Here is an 18634-nt window from a genome sequence, read left to right as displayed (position 1 = left end):
ATAATTAAAACTCAAATTGATAAAGCAGATCTATTGCCTGATTCATACCAGACACGGCTTGTAAATACAACCTAGGCATCAAGCGATAACGTAGAGTTAACGTCGCTAGCGAATCAAAGATACCCACACCATATTTCACTTGTAGATCATTGGTTATCCTACCACTGACCACAACTTGTGAGTTGTCACCCACACCTTGTGTATCCAGCGCTAAATCTGAAACACCAAAGGTTTCACCAATGCGCCCGACAAGTTGACCACTTTGACCAACACCTAATCCTATCAGCATTGCTGTCATTTGTGCTGAATCTGCATCACCACTTTTATCTAATCCTTCACCTCTTAACAAGTAAGATAATGCCTCTTGTTGAGTAAATGCAGGTTCAGAGAAAATTTCAACCTTGGGTTTATCAGCAAGCCCTGTTACTCGAACTCCAGCAATAACATTATTTGCGGTATTCTCAGGATTACGAATAGCTTCAATATTTAAGTAAGGCTGATCAACAGGCCCAGAGAATAAGATTTGCCCCTTACGTACTTGTAAATCTTGTCCATAAGCTTTGAATTCCCCTTTAGGAATATCAATTTGGCCATTCAAACCAAGCCCTTGTTTACTTTGATCGACTTTAAGTATACCTGTCAATCTAGCTTTAAGTCCAAATGCGTCCAATGTCACATCATCACCAATATTAATCGCTAAATTGCTTTGAATTGGAATCGATGTTTCTTTGGGTGCAATAGGTTGTAAATCATCATTTAGCATGACTTCGTCTGAAGAAGCCGATACTGCAGATTCAGGTAGGTCTTGAACAACAATTCTAGCCCAAGGGATATCAATACGACCGTCTAGTTTAAGTAAATGTGGACCTGCTTCAAAAACTAAATCAGGATTCACATCAATACGTACCATAGGTGGTAGCGATACTCGTAATTTATTGCCATTAGCAGCAACAACCGCTCGCCATTCATCTAATTTACGCCAGTCAGCATTACCAGTAAGGTTTAAGTAACCTTCAGGTGTTTCAATTCTACCGCCTAAATCAGAGGTTGCACCATTAAAGCTGATATCAACATTTCCTTTAGTGATATCAAACGGGATCCAGTGCCCAGCTACTTTCAATTGATTGATGCCAAATTGGCCAAATAATAATGGTGATTGTGCACTACCACCTAAACGTAATTGAGCACCAATACTTCCTTGTGCAATTTCACCTTTACCTAAGAAAGGCTTAATTAAGTCTAAAGTTAAGTTATCAATATCTACATTACCGGATAACTGGCGTTTATGTTCAAGGTCTGAGACATGCACATTCCCTTTAAAATCACCATTGCCCACAATACTAATAAGCCACTGGAGTGATGCTTTACCATTATTAATGTCAGCATTAAGTGTGATTGCATCAAAATCTATTGGTAAAATAGTCCCTTCTAGATTTTGCTTTAATGCAACACCTTGCCCTTTAAGATTGACAGAGGCTTTAGGTAACCCACCTTTAGAATTCCACGTTGCCGTTGCATCTCCCGTAAACACACCTTTAAGTGATGTTTCTGGCGGTAAGAAGGGTTTTATCATGGCTAAATCAAAGCGTGTTAGCGTGATTGCAGCAGAGCCACTTTCGCCAACAGTAATCGCTTTAGGTACACACAACTGTGCATTTGGATTAACCCAGCAATGAGAACCAATGGTGACTTCTTGTTTTTCAGCTAACAAGTTAAGAGCCATTGCTTTATTTAAACGCCATTCACCTACGGGTGTATCAAATGCCGTGTTGTTTAAAGTTCCTTTCCATTGCTGTTTTTCTTTATCAAATGAACCTGCCAGTGTCAGCCCACCAGAAACGGGTTCACCTTCTACTTTTAGCGTTAATTTATGCTGTTTTTCAGTACCTGATGCGTTTAAAGCTAAATTTCTTATAATTAAATCAGCCTGTCTTAGCTGGCGAGCTGTAATAGCAAGTTTGCCACCAATCTCTTTATCAGAGGTGACATCACCTTTTATTGTGACTGATTCAACGCTAACTTGGTCTTGCCATTGAATGCCTTGTGCATTTATGTCAGCAATAATTTTAGGTGTATTAATATCACCACGAATATTCACTTTACCTTTGATAACACCCGCTAAACCCGGAACTAAGCCATTTAAACCGGGTGCGTTGATATTAGCGTCTAACGCCCATTTATCCCCTAAATGCCCTTCAATATCGAGGTTATTTTTACCTAAAATAAGTTTTAATTGGGGGATATTCCACTGACCAGAGTCATTACCATAAGCATTACCTCGAGCTTTAATTATGTTATTTTTAACACTGCCATCTAAGGTAATTTCAGGAACTCGTAGTTGCCAACTTCCACCATACAGGCTTCCAGTTGTTGCTATACGACCATCGAGCTTAGCGGGAATATCTGGGTATTGTTTTACTGTATTAATTCCTGAAATGGTTAATAACGCATTCCAGCTAATGGCTTTGCTCCAATCCGCAACCCCGGTGATATCGGCATGGCCTTGCAAGGCAGCTAAACGTAGGCGTGTTAACTCTATTTTCTCTTCATTACCTTTCGCATCCAGTGTTAATTTGGCTGGCGGTATATCTTGTCCTTGAATATCCGAACGTAATGAAAGATCGTAATTATCTGTCTGACCATTAAGACGTAGCCTTGTGCCATCAAGTTGATATTGCACATCACCTGTTAATGGCCAGCGTACCTTTTCACTTTCAAGGGTAAGTTTTAATGGTAAATGAGGCTTGGCTAATTCAGCTTGAGCATCAAGCGTTGCCGTCACTACGCCCGTTAATGAAAGAGCCAGTTTTAATTCGTCTAGAATAGCACCTTGTAAAGATAAGGTGATTTTCTGATCTTTAAAATCTTCAAGTCCAGCCACATCACGAATAGCACCATTAATATCAAGATTAACAGGCCACTGCTTATCCAATGTAATACCACCAGATAAAGTGATTTCACCCTCTGGAGCATCAACCGTAAATTGAGTAAGAGATATGTGTTTGTCTTGAGTCTCAGCTTGCAGAACCAACTGATTAATAGTAACCGGTGTATCACCTGTAACTTGAAGTTGTTTTCCTTCAATACCTTCAATTTTCACATCAACAGGGATAATAATTTCAGGTAATTCAGCGAGTAATGGTTTTGCGAAAATCTCTTTAATCGTGTCTGCTAAGGCTTTTTCTTTCTCTTCTTGTGTCGTTGGTTCAGCTTTAGGTTCAGCGGTTGCTACCTGTTTTACCTCTTGTGCTACCGCCTCTATACTGCCTTCTTCTGGCGTTTTAGGTAACGCCACCAGCAAATTGTCAATAAGGGTAGATTTTAAGGTAACTTGGCGCCCTTCCCACTGAGCTGCGGTTTTAAAATCGCTCAACGATATCGCCATATCGTCAATTTTAACGTGGGTATTTTCTAATGAAAGTGAATTTAAGAAAATCGGTAGGGGTGCATTAAGCTCCGTTAAAGGTTCTGATGGCGGCGTTTCTTCAGAAGGAGGAAATGCACTGGTATCGACATTCACCACAACATCTTTTGTGCCTAAATTATCAATACAAACCTGTTTATCAGTTAGACACGCTAAACGTAACCCAAGTGATAATTCGCCGACATTAACGTTAATGCCCGGCATTTGGTATTCAACACCCGTTAAGTGCAGATCTTTCCAACCACCATTAACATCTTGAATTTCTAAACCTGGAACCCAACGAGCTGCGCTGTTAATTGCAAAGTGTAAGCCTGACTGTGTGCCTAAAATCCACGCTATAGCGCCGAAAGTAAGCAGAATAATGATAAGGAGTGTAAGCGCAATCCATTTCAACCACTTCATCATAACTCTGCCCCTAATCCGATATAAAACTGGAGTCTACGTTTATCCACATCACTAACAGGTAATGCTAAATCAAATTTAATTGGACCAACAGGCGATGCCCAGCGAACACCCGCACCCGCACCTGTTTTAAAATCGCTTCGTGTGAAATCATTAACAGCTTCACCACTATCAATAAATACCGCACTCCACCAGTTTCCAGTAACGTTATATTGATATTCCACTGAGCCGACTAACATTCTTGATGCACCCGTTAAATTACCTTTACCATCTTCAGGTGAAATACTTTGATATTTAAAGCCACGAACGCTTCTATCCCCCCCGGCGAAGAAACGTAATTCAGGAGGAACTCGCTCAAAAGCATTGGTTTCAATCCAACCGAAGTGACCTCGGACTACAAAACGATGTCCTTCCCACGGTGTGCGGATCCAAACTTGTTGTGCTTGAAATGCAGCGAATTCAACATCAGAACCCCAAATTTTATTTGAGTAATCAAGCGAATAACGTTGGCTATCCCCCCAATATGGCATCATACCACCTCGTTGACGAACCCGACTGGCATTAACGCCTGGATATAACAGCATGGTGGTATTAGTAACGTCACCTTGAGTAAAGTGGCTCAGGCTCCAACGCGTATTAATGCTGTATTGCCATCCTGTAGACATATCCCAGTTACGAGAAACATTCAGCGTTGTGGTATCAGAACGAGTATCGTTCAAATCAGTACGTTTAAAACCACCTTGAACACCATAATATTGTTCTAATGGGTTTACTTTAAGTGGGATCTTATAATTTGCACCAATAGATTGCTCAGGTTGAGACAGGCTAATATTGGATGTCAGACTATGGCCGCGAGAATTCATCCACGGTTTATCCCACTGCATATTAAGTCGAGGACCAACATCAGTTGCAAAACCACCACCAAGTTCAACATAGTTTCGAGAACGTGGTGTGACTGTGGCATTCATGGGTAAAAGGTATGAACCTTCGCTCCGTGCTTTAGCGATATCTGGCGTTACCATTGCAGAATTAAACCAGCCAGTTGCAGCTAAGCGTCGATTGAACTCAGCTAATTCTTCAGAAGAGTAATAATCACCTTCTTTAAAAGGGACGATATTTTGTAAGTAGTCTTCTCGTATTTGAGATCCGGTATAGTTCACTGTGCCAAAACGATAACGTTCACCGCTATTAAAAACGAAATCCCAATAAGAGGCATGTTGACCTAAAGAGACACCTAATTGGCTTTTTTCCATTTCTGCATCGAAATAACCACGACGAATAGCAAGTCCCGTCAATGAGCCTTTTAGCTTTTCATAATCACCGTGATTTAACACACTATCTAAAGGTGGTGTATTTTCTTTAATAACTTTAGCGTATTGCTCGTCTGTTTTTGCACCACCTTCAAGTACAATATCAACACCTTTTAGTAAAACAGGGATCCCTGGATTAACCTTCGCTGTTAACACCGAGCGTGCAGGAGGTGTATTTTCTTGGTAATCAAAAGTGATAGTAGGCTGATAGTAACCTAAAGGCCGAAGCCCTTCTTGAATTGCTTTTTCAACACGCGCACGAAAACGCCCATCTGGTGCAACTTCTTCTGTTGTTATGTTTGATAGCTGCACTCGTGCATTCTTTTCGAGTTGCCCTTCTAAACCTTCCACTTTTAAACGCAAATTTGCCCCATAGGCAACAGGTGCAGCGAAAGACAGACAGAGAACGTAGATAACGGAGTATCTCGGCACGCTTTCTCCTCAATAGTATTTAGTCGATTTGATGATTTGACGACGGTCTATTATTAGCTTTATTGTAGATTTAGTTTATAACAATATTAAACCTTTACCATACTAAAGCGTTTACAAATATAAAAAATGGAGTCTACCTTGCAACATCGAGCTTACCAACCAGAGAATGCCTTCAAAGGTAATCTGACACCATTAGACATTTCTGCTTATCATGCAGTTAATGGACATCCCATCAAGACTTCCCCTCCAAATATGGAAACCGCTTATTTTGCTATGGGCTGTTTTTGGGGTGTAGAACGTCTTTTTTGGCAACAGCCTGGAATTTATACCACTAGTGCAGGATATAGCGGCGGCGTGACCGAAAACCCAACTTATGAACAAGTTTGCCAAGGTCGTACGGGTCATGCTGAAGTGGTAAAAATCGTTTTTGATCCCAACATTATTAGCTACCAACAATTGCTCACTCTCTTTTGGGAAAATCACAATCCTGCACAAGGAATGCGTCAAGGTAATGATATTGGTAGCCAGTACCGTTCGGCAATTTATACCTGTACGGCATCTCAATATCAGCAAGCAATAGAATCAAAAAAACGTTATCAACAAGCGATGCAACAACAAGACAATCATCAAGAAATCACGACAGAAATACAACCCACAGGCCCTTTCTATTTTGCTGAGGATTACCACCAGCAATACTTATATAAGAATCCACAAGGTTATTGTGGTTTAGGGGGGATTGGTATTTGTTTACCACCTGAAAACTAAAACTAGCAGAAAATAGCAGGGCGATGATATAATCGCGCCCTCTTATCTGTCTTTGTGTCTATTTTTATTAAATAGTCTATCACAATATATTGATTTATCTTCTATTGTTAACACTCTGGTATTGCCCTTTAAATAAAATACTCCGGGTGATGTGAGCCTTATATGCTTAATAGTTTACTCATTGTGCTTTTGCTTTGTGCCATCAGCGCCTTTTTTTCGCTGTCTGAAATCTCTCTTGCAGCTTCTCGTCGTATTAAACTCAAACAACTGGTTGATGAAGGAAATATCAACGCAGCTCGCGTATTAAAAATGCAAGAAATGCCTGGTATGTTTTTTACTGTGGTACAAATTGGCCTTAATGCCGTTGCCATTTTAGCGGGTATTGTTGGTGAATCCGCATTTTCACCATCATTAAAAAGCTTTTTCTTACAATTTTTCGAAGAACCTCTTGCCCAACAATTAGGATCAATCTTCTCGTTTATTATCGTTACTTCAATGTTTATTCTTTTGGCAGACCTTACACCAAAACGAATTGGAATGATTAAACCTGAAGTTATTGCATTAAAAATTGTTAACCCAATGCGTTTTTGTCTCGCCTTCTTTCGTCCTCTTGTTTGGCTATTTAATGGTATTGCTGATCTTATCTTCAAATTATTTAAAATACCGATGGTGAGAAATGAAGATATTACTTCTGATGATATTTTTGCCATTGTAGAAGCCGGTGCTGTTGCGGGTGTTTTACGTAAACAAGAACATGAGTTAATTGAAAATGTATTTGAATTAGAGTCACGTACTGTTCCGTCAGCCATGACCCCTCGAGAAGACGTTGTCTATTTTGATCGTGAAGAAACAGAAGACGATATTAAGCATAAGATTGCGACTCAGCCTCACTCTAAATTTTTAGTTTGTGAAGGTGATATCGACCATATTATTGGTTATGTCGATTCTAAAGAGCTACTTAATCGCGTTATTAATGGACAAAGTTTAAACTTAAACGAAGGTGTTCATATTCGCAAAGCGCTAATTATTCCCGATACTTTAACACTCTCAGATATGCTAGAGAGCTTTAAAACCTCTGGTGAAGACTTTGCTATCATTCTTAATGAATATGCGATGGTAATGGGCGTCATTACACTAAATGATGTGATGACAACACTGATGGGCGATTTAATTGGCCCAGGGCAAGAAGAACAAATTGTCAGTCGTGATGAGCATTCATGGTTAGTTGAAGGCGGAACACCTATTGACGATGTGATGCGAGCACTGGATATCGATGATTTCCCTGATTCCAGCAATTACGAAACCATTGCCGGATTTATGATGTATCGCTTACGTAAAATTCCAAAACGTACAGACTATGTGAAATTCTCTGGTTATAAATTTGAAGTTGTCGATATTGATAATTATAAAATCGACCAATTGTTAGTAACTAGGGTAGACGATACTCCACCGGTTAAAGCTGTTTTACAAGGACAGATGCCTGTAACTCAAACAACCACAACAGAAGTTGAAATGAGAACAGATAAAAATAAAACAGAGCAAGGTGATGTAAGAGAAAACAGTCTCAATAAAAACAATGCAGGTGAGAACAAAGCGGAACATTAAACGCGGATAATATAAAACTAGACTTACCAAAAAGAAATAACTGAAGAAATTAATAACTGAGTCTTATCAAATTCACCCAAGATAAAGACTCAGTTATCTATCAGATAAAAGTTAGCCCATCTCTGCTTTAAGCAAAATAACCTGTTGGTTAACTTCACTCATCACATTAAAATGTAGCTTATCTTTTATTTTGGGTAGCAATATTTTGCCGTAATCGAATTCAAATGCGCCCATTCCTTTGATGTAAAACCGTCCACGAAATAATGTCTTAACGTAGAGAGCAATTTTTTCTGGGTTATAGCGGTTGAAGATTTTCATCTTTCAGTTAGTCTCCCATGCTCAGTTGTGAGTTTAATCAGTCATAAAGACCTATCAATATATATCAAATCTAAAGACCTAATTATAAGTACTAGGTTCCACTTATTTAGTTTTCTTATCTATTTTTACATTTATTGACACTAAAGCAGATAAATAGAAATAACTCTGACTCTATATTACACCTTATATGTTAAAAAAATGTATCTATAATCAGGTATTATTCGACACTACCTTCTATAATTAAATAGAAAGTAAAATCGATTTCAATAATAGGACAACGGCTATGCACAAGATAACTTTAGCTGCACTCTTACTCAGTGCATCAACATGGGCGTTTGCTCATAATATTACTGAAAACACTCAGCTTCCTGCTGTTACAGTCAGTGATAAAGGTGAATTACTTTATGACACTGCAACCGATAAGTTTAGCTACCAAAACTGGAATAGTGGTCTGCTCAGTGGAAAAGTTCGTACGGTGCAGCATATTGCTGGACGCAGCAAAGCTAAAGAAATGAATACCCCTCTTATTGATGCGATAAAACAAGCTAAATTCCCACAAGGCAGCTATCAAACCACCACCATTATTAATACTGATGATGCTGTTTTTGGTACTGGCCCTTTTGTACGAGGCAGCGTTGAAGACAGTAAAAAAGAGTTTCCTTGGTCGCAGTTTATTGTCGACGCTGATGGCGTGGCATTAAAAAACTGGGGATTACAAAAAGAGAGCTCAGCAATTGTTGTTCTTGATAAACAAGGTAAAGTGCGTTTTGTAAAAGAAGGCGTATTAAGTGGCGCTGAAATAACAACAGCAATCAATCTTATCAATGATTTAATTAAAGAATAATCGCTATTGTCATATCAGAGCCCGAATAAATTAAGGGCTCCGATTTAATCTAATAAACTCAAAAAATAGAGACTCTAAAGCCTGGATTTATCAGTGACTCTTTCGGAGAATAATCTAGCGTTACTCCTTTCCAATCAGTAACATGTGCACCAGCCGCGATGGCAACTGCATGTCCTGCAGCTGTATCCCAAGTGTGAGTAGGCCCAAAGCGAGGATAGAGCTGAGCTTTACCTTCAGCCACCAGACAAAATTTTAACGATGATCCTACTGCCACAGTTTGATGAGAGCCCAATTGAGATAAATACTCTTTTAATTCATCATCTTGATGCGAGCGGCTAATCACAATAACAGGGGGTTCAGCACGACTGGCATGAATAGGGAGCCGCTGCCCGCACACTTCTTTCCAAGCTTGTTTATTCGCGGCTGCATAAAGTACGTTTTGTACAGGCGCATAAACTACACCTAAAACAGGTATGCCATTTTCAATCAATGCAATATTGACGGTAAATTCACCATTTTTACTGATAAATTCTTTTGTTCCATCAAGTGGGTCGATAAGCCAATAACGTTGCCAATGGCGTCTAATTTCCCACTCTGGTGGATCTTCTTCAGATAACTGAGGGATCTCAGGCGCAATTATTGCAAGTCCTTGTTTAATAATTTGATGAGCAGCGAGGTCAGCTTCAGTGACAGGTGAATTATCACTTTTTTCCTCTACTTTTATTGGTGCTGACTGCTGATAAATATGCATTATTGCTACACCCGCTTGACGAGCTAATTCGCTGACTTGTTCTAACATGATGCACCTCTCTTGTTTCTATAAGAGTTAAAGTCTCCCTTATAAGAATCAATCACGCTAAATCTCTATTACCATTGTTTACTACAGTATAGAGACAAAAATAGCCGGAAAAACCGGCTATTTCTATTTGTTTTATCGTGAAAGATGAAATTATAAAATTTCGAGTAATTCCACTTCAAAAACTAATGTTGCGAATGGAGGAATAGCCGCACCAGCACCGCGTTCGCCATAAGCTAATTGGTAAGGAATATATAATTCCCATTTTGAACCTACTGGCATTAAAGTTAATGCTTCAATCCAGCCAGCAATAACGCCATTTACTGGGAATTCAGCGGGTTGGCCACGTTGTACTGAACTATCGAACACTGTGCCATCAATTAAACGACCGGTGTAATGAACACGAACGTGATCAGTTTTTGCAGGAATTGCACCTTCTCCCGCGTTCAGTACTTTATACTGTAAACCTGATTCCGTTACGTTAACACCTTCGTTTTTCACATTTTCTTCTAAGAAAATTTTACCTGCATCAGCAAGTTCTGCTTGGCGTTCTTGACGAACAGCTTCGGCACGCTCATGCATAGTACGTAATGCGTTATGTAGCGTTTCAACAGGTACAGAAGGTGCATTCCCTTCTAATGCATCGGTCAAGCCAGCTAACAGCGCTGCAGGCTCTAATCCTTGAAGACCTGACTCAGTTAGTTGTTGCCCAACTTGCAGACCAATACCGTAACTTGCTTGTGATTCAATAGAATCAAATGATGGTTTTGACATGAAAAATACCTGTTTTTTATGGATGTTAATGCCAAGAATAACAGTGGGAAGGTACAGCGTAAACCGCCAGCCTAAACTTATAACGGTTATTCATCGAAAACAGGGGTATTTTCTTCGCTTTATCACGTTTTTTAATACTTTTAGCCGAAAAATTTCACTCTTTTTTTCACAACATTAAAACACCGGCATATAATTACAAGCAGGCATAAAACTACGTAGTCCTGTTAATTCAGTGCTAAATATCAATATATAAGTGTTCAAAGAGGTATTAAGTGAAGATAACTGCAAATCCCTATTTCCGTGAACAAGGTTATATTGATGGTCTTTGGTGTGATGCCAACAATAAAGACAAGGTAAATGTTATTGACCCTGCAACAGGTGCTCTTCTTGGTACTGTGCCAAATATGGCAACAGAAGAAGCAAAAGCCGCTGTCGATGCTGCACAAAAAGCATTACCTAAATGGCGCGCATTAACTGCTCATCAACGAGCAATCTTGTTGCAAAATTGGTTTAGATTAATCAGTGAAAATAAACGCACACTAGCTGAACTAATGACTTTTGAGCAAGGTAAACCCGTTTCTGAAGCAGAAGGTGAAATCACCTATGCCGCTTCTTTTATTGAATGGTTTGCAGAACAAGGTAAAAGAACAAACGGTGAGATAATTCCATCACCTTCTGCGGATAAGCGTTTAATGGTGATAAAACAAGGCATTGGTGTTTGTGCAGCTATCACACCGTGGAACTTCCCTGCGGCCATGATCACCAGAAAAGCAGCTCCAGCATTAGCGGCAGGTTGTACTATGGTGATAAAACCTGCCAACGAAACTCCCTATACCGCATTAGCATTAGCAGAATTAGCCTCTCAAGCAGGTATTCCTGCTGGGGTAATTAATATTGTTACAGGTGATGCCGTTAAAATTGGTGAAATATTCACCTCTGATAATCGTGTTCGCAAATTAAGCTTTACAGGTTCAACTGGGGTTGGTCGCTTATTAATGCGTCAATGTTCTGATAGCGTAAAAAAAGTTTCTCTTGAATTAGGTGGCAACGCACCTTTTATCGTTTTTGACGACGCGGATATTGATAAAGCCGTTGAAGGTGCGATGGGAGCTAAATTCCGTAATGCAGGGCAAACCTGCGTTTGTGCTAATCGTTTTTATATTCATAAAGATGTATATGCCCAATTCAGTGAACGCCTTGTCGCGGCCGTTAAAAAGCTCAAAGTTGGTAATGGCTTTGAAGATGGCGTGACTATTGGACCTTTAATTAATCGTAAAGCAGTTGAAAAATCACGATCTTTACTTGCTGATACCTTAAAACGTGGTGCAACATTACTTTGTGGTGGTGAAGCGCATGCTGCGGGTGAAAATTTCTTTCAACCAACGGTTGTAGGCAATGTTCCTGCCGATAGTCACATTCTTGAAGAAGAGATTTTTGGGCCTGTTGCACCCTTAGTTATTTTTGAACATGAAGATGAAGTGGTGCATTTAGCCAATAATACTATTTATGGTCTCGCCGCTTATTTTTATAGTGAAAATCCACAACGTATTTGGCGTGTAGCTGAAAATTTAGAATATGGTATGGTTGGTATAAATACCGGATTAATTTCCAATGAAGTTGCCCCTTTTGGTGGAATTAAACAATCAGGTTTAGGCCGCGAAGGCTCAGAACACGGAATTGAAGATTACATGGAAATGAAATATCTTTGCCAAGGGCTATAACTCGTTTTTACTAAAAAATCCCTCGATATTTTCATCGAGGGATTGAATATTAGCCCATCCCTTTTTAAATGCTTCACAATACTATAATCATCATATTTTATTAATGATGTAGCATTTCATGCACAATATCGTCCCCTTTCATTGAATAAGGATAATACGTTGGCCAATGAGTCAGCTCTTTGAGTAATTCATCTTGTGAGATATTCCCCATATAAAGATGAAAATGTTCTGCTTTTTCAGGCGCGATAATATGGTCGCTAAATTGAATAAACTTAGGTGCTTGGCTTTTCGAGTCATCACATCTAAAGAGATAACGTACCCCTTTTTTACCTGATGTATAATTTAAAATACGATAACCATCATAATGATATTCACAACTTGCGACATTTTCACCACGATGAAACTCAATGATGTTATTTTCAATACCAATCATATCTACATCTGATTTATAACCTTGTGCATAATAAGCACGATACTCTTCTACAGTTTTATCCTTTTTAGCTTCGGCTTTAGCTTGTAAAACAACATCTAGTTCGCCGCTACGTAAATAAGGCTCAACAGATTGCCATACACCTTCCCAATCACTTAATTGGCGATCAAGAACATCCTTGTCCTCAAAAATTCCATTAGCAGCATCACGTTGAGCTTGAGTTTTTTGCTTTTCATGATGATGTCCATGAGCCAACACCGACATTGTCGAACCCAGTAATCCCATAATTAATACACAAGAAAGAAATGGTTTTTGCATCATCTCACCCCTGAACGGCTTTAAAACGAGGATTAGATTTACAAATGACATAAATACGACCACGACGGCGTACTACTTTGCAATCCGGATGACGCTGCTTAGCACTTCTTAGTGAACTTAATACCTGCATGTTTTTTCCCTGCTCTAATTAATTAATAAAACGACCAAAACGCTTGTTAAAGCGAGCCACATTACCCTCTTGAGAATGTGTTTTTTGTTTTCCGGTATAAAACGGATGTGATTGAGAAGAGACATCAAGCGTAATGTAAGGGTAAGTTTGCCCTTCATATTCAATAGTTTTTTCCGTTTTAATCGTTGAGCCCACTTTAAAATAAGCGTCAGCGCTTGTGTCATGAAAGATGACAGTACGATATTGTGGATGGATACCTGATTTCATTATCAATCTCTCTTATATTTTATGTAATGTTATAATATAACAATATGGAGTTGCGATAATGTAGCGCTTTTTTATTTTGATGACTAGTTTTTTTGAAGAAATTTTTATATCTCATCTCTATGATGATCTTTTTTGATGTTATTTTTTAGCGATGCTCTACTTTTTCTGCCTTATTTTTATCCATCTTGTCTATTTTCCACTAAAGTTATACTAAGAGGACGAAATGAATAGGACATATTATGGCTAATTGGCTCGATAAAATTTTTGGTAACTCATCTGTGCCAATTGCGTTTACTCTCGATTTTCCTGAGATCTCCTCATTATTAGTTCCTTCGCTTTTCTCGCGTTTACAACCTTATGAAATAGGCGATTCACCATTGCCCGATGCGTTAAATTTATTATCAGAAGCACCAAAAAAGCCTGATAAATACAACGCTTCTGTTGCTTTTAGTTGGTCGGCAGGTGCAAGAGAAGGTCTTATTTTGCATCAGCGTATTGGCCGCTCAATAGAACAGTACCCTTCTGATAAGCATTGTGAAGAATTTGCCGATCTGATTTATAACGCAATTAAACAAGCGATTGTTTTACCTGATAAAGATAATCTCTCATTTTTTTATACTATGCTTTGCCAAGATAAATTAGCACCTATCACTTATCTTCCTCTACTCATACTCAAACTAGAACAAGACAATAATATTGCTAAAAACGATATTTATTATCAATTATTCTTGTGGATCTTAACTAAAAGCCCAGATCAAAATCCGATTAAAATTGCCCTTGCACTATTAAGTCATTTTTCTGATAGCCTTTCTCAACGCCTATTAATGCTTTTTATGCTACATCCTGAATTTACGCTTTACTCAATTATCTCACTGAAAAAGCGTCTTTCTTATGATGAATTTCACCCATTTTTATTACCTATTGGACAACGTACAAAGGGATGGGGAAGAATTCAATATATCGAGCATTTACCTCAAGCTCTTACTGTTGAACATTGTTACTGGATACTAACTCAAGGCTATAAAAACAATGTGATGACAGAGTATGTTGCTTATGATTGCGCAGTAAAAGGGACAATGTTAGCAATGCTCAACACACAACCTTTAAATACAGCGTTACTATTAGGTTGTAGTGATATTTTGCGTGCCTTACTAAATGGTGGGCCGGCAAAAGATATTTATGATTACCAGCAAGGTGCAGAAACATGTAAAGTCTTTATTTCACAAGTCAATGCTATGCCAGCAAAAGAATTAAAACTGCTCTATTGTGTCTGTGAAATAACTGATTTTGTACAAAATAGTGGTGAAGACTGGATATTGTTAGAAACATTAGGGTGGAATGATCGTTGCCAACAACAAATTATGGCATTGTCACAACAGGTTATTCAAAAGCCAGAATGGGCGAACCTGATTATTGGCGCATTACAAAGCACTTCGCGTCATCAAAATTATCAAGCAAGTCTTGTCGCAAAATCCCTTCGCCTTGATATCTGGGAGCTTCTCTTTTCATTACAAAAAGATAAACCTCATTCAGATTGGTGGTATCAATTAATGCAAACAGACTCTTCTCATAAAATAGAACGAGTAGTCAAACTTGCAGAGCAACAAATTGATTTAACAGCATTAAACAGCAGAGATGAACCATTAATAACACCCCCCCCTGAATATAAACTCCATCATGCCGTTGAATATATAATGCAAGATCTTGGTGGTTTTCCTGGTATAGGTTGGTCGCTGATAAAAAGACAGTTACGCAGTTCAACACTACGTGACAGAAATATGGCTCTTAACGCGCTTTCCTCTTGGTCTGAGGTGTTATTGCCTCATGATTTCTATAGTGAATTGAGTAATGCATTAACCATAGAAACCAATAACGATACCTATCAGCGTATTAAGCAATTTTTAGTTCATTATCAGGATGGTAAATAATATAGTCAGTCAAAAATGGATAGATAATTCTGAAAAGAAATCAGGGAGCGAGTTAGGATCATGGTTCGTGCTAGTATGGCTACAAGAAATAAAACAGAAGTTACAACAAATAATACCAATGTGCAGTCTAGTCATGAGGTGAATATGGGCAAATTCCCTGGTTTACATCGTAAAGCAATACTTGCTATTGCTGCTATTTTGCTGGTCGTATACTTCTTACCGACAAGTGAAGATAACAATTCGACACCTCAAACACCGTCTTTAACACAGGATCTTCCTGTTCCTATTGCTCCTTCAGTGAACAATCTTAACGATCAAACCACATTACCCACAGCTCCAGATAGCTTAAATGAGGATCAAGGTTCAGCCAATATTAATGTTCCATCCACTAGTGATAACAATACAGCCAATGATGTGACAACGCCACCAACACAGCCATCTGAAGAGCCAACCACTGTTGAACCATGGAAAACCTATACCATTCGAGAAGGACAAACACTGGCTCAATTGTTTAGAGATAACCAACTTCCCGTAAATGATGCGTTTGCAATGGCGAAATCAGAAGATCAACAAAAATCACTTAGCCAACTGCGTGCTGGTCAAACAATTCGTTTACAACGTAATCCACAGGGAGATATCAGCATGTTAGAAGTAACAAATAGTGCAGGTACAGCGATTACATTTACACGTTTAAGTGATGGTAGCTATTACCGTACACCATAGATATTAATTAGTTAAGTTTGCACCAAAAGAAAAACGCCAGCTAAGCTGGCGTTTTTTCTATCAACATCAAACTCAATAATCTAAAGATTATTCAGCAACGATGATGACATTCAGTTCAGCGAATACATCACTGTGAACTTGGAAGTGAACTTCGTGGTCACCAGTAGTACGCAGAACGCCATTTGGTAGGCGAACTTCGCTCTTACACATTTCAACGCCAGCTGCAGTTACTGCATCAGCAATGTCACGTGTACCGATAGAACCAAACAGTTTACCTTCGTCACCCGCTTTAGAGCTGATGGTGACTGAACCCAGTGCATTGATTTTCGCTGCACGAGCTTCAGCTGCTGCTAAAGTTTCAGCTAATTTAGCTTCTAACTCAGCACGACGCGCTTCGAAAAACTCAATGTTTTTCTTAGTCGCAGAAACAGCTTTACCTTGTGGGATTAAATAGTTACGAGCATAGCCCGATTTTACGTTAACCTGATCACCCAGGCTACCCAGATTCGCTACTTTATCAAGCAGAATAATTTGCATTACCTTATCCTCTATAAGTCATTAATGGACTATATACCTATTACTGATGACGATCAGTATAAGGTAATAAAGACAGGTAGCGCGCGCGCTTGATAGCACGAGCCAGCTGACGCTGGTATTTTGCGCGAGTACCGGTGATACGGCTAGGTACAATTTTACCACTTTCAGTGATATAGTTTTTCAGCGTAGCGATGTCTTTATAATCGATCTCTTGTACGCCTTCCGCTGTGAAACGGCAGAACTTACGACGACGGAAATAACGTGCCATATGGCTAGTCTCCAGAATCTATCAATTCAATCTGTTCGGCATGAAGCACCAGTTTAAACAATCCATTTCGCGCCTGATGGCTACTAATGAATCCTGAAACGGTGATTGTGCTGCCGACCGTTATACTGTGAGTATCAGCTTGTAACGCTTTCCCGCTGGCAATTATGGGCATTCGACACCATGATTGTCTTTTTAATCCCGCCTCTTCTTGTATCGAACGATGTTCAATAACAAATTGACAATGCGGGATCCCAGCAGGGCTAACTTTTCGTATTAATGCTTTGCACACTGTGCCAGTAAGCACCAATCGATTAGCCGTCACAGCACTAATTACTCTTCAGAATCCTCTGCTACATCATCAACTTCTTCTTCATCGAGGTCATCAGCGATATCACGACGGCGTTCGTCTTTTGCTTTAACCATTGGTGAAGCTTCAGTTACTGCGTGTTTAGTACGCATAATCATGTTGCGGAGAACGGCATCGTTGAAACGGAAAGTAGTTTCCAGTTCATCAATCACTTCCTGCGGAGCTTCAACGTTCATCAGAACGTAGTGTGCTTTGTGCAGTTTGTTGATTGGATAAGCCAGTTGGCGACGACCCCAGTCTTCGAGACGGTGGATCTGACCATTTGCATTAGTGATAGCGGTTTTATAACGTTCGATCATACCAGGAACTTGTTCGCTCTGGTCTGGGTGAACCATAAAAACGATTTCGTAATGACGCATTTGATATTGCTCCTTACGGATTTATCAGCCTCCTGTCAGGGTCAGTCACCACCCATGGAGGCAAGGAACTTGTTTAAGTTGTGACTGAAAAAATTGACGCGTAACTATACCCCCGCTGCTAATAAAACTCAAGGGAGTATAGTGAATAAAACGCGCTAATAATTTATTTCACTGCGATTCGTTGGCGCATGGCTTCAAATAAGCAAACACCTGTCGCGACAGAGACGTTTAATGAAGAAACTGAACCTGCCATTGGAATACTAATCAGCTCATCACAATGCTCGCGAGTTAAACGACGCATACCTTCACCTTCGGCACCCATCACCAATGCCAAAGGACCTGTCAGTTTACTTTGATATAAGGTGTGATCGGCTTCACCCGCAGTGCCCACAATCCACACATTCTCTTCTTGTAGAAAACGTAATGTACGTGCAAGGTTAGTCACTTTAATTAGAGGTACGCTTTCAGCTGCACCACATGCCACTTTTTTTGCTGTGGCATTTAATTGTGCAGAACGGTCTTTAGGAACAATTACCGCATGAACACCAGCAGCATCTGCGCTACGTAAACATGCGCCTAAATTATGCGGATCTGTTACACCATCTAATATCAGTAAAAAAGGTGTTTCTACTTTTGCTAATAAATCAGGTAAGTCTTGTTCTTGATACTGACGACCTTGTTTTACTTTAGCAATAATACCTTGGTGTACAGCCCCTTCCGTTTGGCTATCAAGCCACTGACGGTTTGCGATTTGAACTAAAATACCTTGCGCTTCTAGTTCATGAATAACCGGCGTTAAACGACGATCTTCACGCCCTTTTAATACATAAACTTCTTTGAAACGCGTAGGATCACTCTCTAATAATGCTTTTACAGCATGGATCCCATAAATAATTTCTTCGCTCATAGCGTTTTC

18 protein-coding genes and 1 pseudogene are annotated in these 18634 nt (G+C 39.4%); 6 read left to right on the top strand and 13 right to left on the bottom strand.

Annotated elements, in window-relative coordinates; translation table 11 throughout:
- Positions 1–4: 4 nt before the first annotated feature.
- Complete coding sequence (tamB, locus tag M997_RS02945) at positions 5–3829, bottom strand: autotransporter assembly complex protein TamB (RefSeq protein ID WP_064718611.1); 3825 nt, start codon at positions 3827–3829, stop codon at positions 5–7.
- Positions 3826–5568, bottom strand: coding sequence for an autotransporter assembly complex protein TamA (gene tamA, locus M997_RS02940; RefSeq protein WP_064718610.1), 1743 nt, complete (start codon positions 5566–5568; stop codon positions 3826–3828). The genes tamB and tamA overlap by 4 nt, the downstream gene beginning before the upstream one ends.
- A gap of 126 nt (positions 5569–5694) precedes the next feature.
- Between tamA and msrA the strand changes: the two genes are divergently transcribed.
- Together msrA and paeA are read left to right on the top strand one after the other, a co-directional pair.
- A complete protein-coding gene (msrA, locus tag M997_RS02935) occupies positions 5695–6333 on the top strand; it encodes a peptide-methionine (S)-S-oxide reductase MsrA (RefSeq protein ID WP_064718609.1) in 639 nt (212 codons plus the stop codon).
- A 162-nt stretch (positions 6334–6495) separates the two neighbouring features.
- A pseudogene (gene paeA / locus M997_RS02930) lies at positions 6496–7866 on the top strand (polyamine export protein PaeA); the annotation flags it as partial.
- Positions 7867–8049: 183 nt separating this feature from the next.
- Here paeA and M997_RS02925 read toward each other — a convergent pair.
- Positions 8050–8256 (bottom strand): DUF1107 domain-containing protein, encoded by a 207-nt coding sequence (locus M997_RS02925; RefSeq protein WP_036939412.1) that lies wholly within the window; start codon positions 8254–8256, stop codon positions 8050–8052.
- Between the two features lie 283 nt (positions 8257–8539).
- On the opposite strand from M997_RS02925, the gene M997_RS02920 reads away from it, so the two are divergent.
- Positions 8540–9100: a YtfJ family protein gene (locus M997_RS02920; protein WP_064718608.1), complete on the top strand. Its 561-nt coding sequence runs from the start codon at positions 8540–8542 to the stop codon at positions 9098–9100.
- Positions 9101–9158: 58 nt separating this feature from the next.
- Here the strand turns inward: M997_RS02920 and cysQ are convergent, their stop codons facing one another.
- Both cysQ and bamJ read right to left on the bottom strand, forming a co-directional pair.
- Positions 9159–9899, bottom strand: a complete 741-nt coding sequence (cysQ, locus tag M997_RS02915) for a 3'(2'),5'-bisphosphate nucleotidase CysQ (RefSeq protein ID WP_064718607.1) — start codon at positions 9897–9899, stop codon at positions 9159–9161.
- Positions 9900–10049: 150 nt separating this feature from the next.
- Positions 10050–10670, bottom strand: a complete 621-nt coding sequence (bamJ, locus tag M997_RS02910; RefSeq protein ID WP_064718606.1) for a BamJ family beta-barrel-assembly machinery protein — start codon at positions 10668–10670, stop codon at positions 10050–10052.
- A 272-nt stretch (positions 10671–10942) separates the two neighbouring features.
- Here bamJ and M997_RS02905 point away from each other — a divergent pair, with 272 nt between their 5' ends.
- Positions 10943–12391, top strand: a complete 1449-nt coding sequence (locus M997_RS02905; RefSeq protein WP_064718605.1) for an NAD-dependent succinate-semialdehyde dehydrogenase — start codon at positions 10943–10945, stop codon at positions 12389–12391.
- A 100-nt stretch (positions 12392–12491) separates the two neighbouring features.
- Here the strand turns inward: M997_RS02905 and zinT are convergent, their stop codons facing one another.
- From zinT to M997_RS02890, 3 genes are read right to left on the bottom strand one after another with little or no spacing between them, the layout of a single operon-like run.
- Entirely contained in the window at positions 12492–13139 is a 648-nt protein-coding gene (gene zinT / locus M997_RS02900; protein WP_082918378.1) for a metal-binding protein ZinT, read from the bottom strand.
- A 4-nt stretch (positions 13140–13143) separates the two neighbouring features.
- Positions 13144–13269, bottom strand: coding sequence for a type B 50S ribosomal protein L36 (ykgO, locus tag M997_RS02895; RefSeq protein ID WP_064718603.1), 126 nt, complete (start codon positions 13267–13269; stop codon positions 13144–13146).
- 18 nt (positions 13270–13287) lie between these two features.
- Positions 13288–13536, bottom strand: coding sequence for a type B 50S ribosomal protein L31 (locus tag M997_RS02890; protein ID WP_064718602.1), 249 nt, complete (start codon positions 13534–13536; stop codon positions 13288–13290).
- 239 nt (positions 13537–13775) lie between these two features.
- Between M997_RS02890 and M997_RS02885 the strand changes: the two genes are divergently transcribed.
- Both M997_RS02885 and M997_RS02880 read left to right on the top strand, forming a co-directional pair.
- On the top strand, positions 13776–15464 hold the full coding sequence (locus M997_RS02885; protein ID WP_064718601.1) for a hypothetical protein: 1689 nt from the start codon (positions 13776–13778) through the stop codon (positions 15462–15464).
- A 60-nt stretch (positions 15465–15524) separates the two neighbouring features.
- Positions 15525–16187: a LysM-like peptidoglycan-binding domain-containing protein gene (locus tag M997_RS02880; RefSeq protein WP_064718600.1), complete on the top strand. Its 663-nt coding sequence runs from the start codon at positions 15525–15527 to the stop codon at positions 16185–16187.
- Between the two features lie 87 nt (positions 16188–16274).
- Here M997_RS02880 and rplI read toward each other — a convergent pair whose 3' ends face one another.
- From rplI to rlmB, 5 genes are all read right to left on the bottom strand, one after another.
- Positions 16275–16724 (bottom strand): 50S ribosomal protein L9, encoded by a 450-nt coding sequence (gene rplI, locus M997_RS02875; protein WP_023583606.1) that lies wholly within the window; start codon positions 16722–16724, stop codon positions 16275–16277.
- Between the two features lie 40 nt (positions 16725–16764).
- Entirely contained in the window at positions 16765–16992 is a 228-nt protein-coding gene (gene rpsR, locus M997_RS02870; protein WP_000135199.1) for a 30S ribosomal protein S18, read from the bottom strand.
- A gap of 4 nt (positions 16993–16996) precedes the next feature.
- Positions 16997–17314, bottom strand: coding sequence for a primosomal replication protein N (gene priB / locus M997_RS02865; RefSeq protein WP_064718599.1), 318 nt, complete (start codon positions 17312–17314; stop codon positions 16997–16999).
- A gap of 8 nt (positions 17315–17322) precedes the next feature.
- Positions 17323–17718 carry a 30S ribosomal protein S6 gene (gene rpsF, locus M997_RS02860; RefSeq protein ID WP_064718598.1) on the bottom strand — a complete coding sequence of 132 codons (396 nt, stop codon included), beginning with the start codon at positions 17716–17718 and terminating at the stop codon, positions 17323–17325.
- A 163-nt stretch (positions 17719–17881) separates the two neighbouring features.
- Positions 17882–18625 (bottom strand): 23S rRNA (guanosine(2251)-2'-O)-methyltransferase RlmB, encoded by a 744-nt coding sequence (gene rlmB / locus M997_RS02855; protein ID WP_064718597.1) that lies wholly within the window; start codon positions 18623–18625, stop codon positions 17882–17884.
- Positions 18626–18634: the final 9 nt, after the last annotated feature.

This window comes from Proteus hauseri ATCC 700826, assembly GCF_001654965.1.
GTDB lineage: Bacteria > Pseudomonadota > Gammaproteobacteria > Enterobacterales > Enterobacteriaceae > Proteus > Proteus hauseri.
The sequence above is the reverse complement of the archived record's forward strand: the minus strand, read 5'-3'. Positions and strand labels throughout refer to the sequence as shown.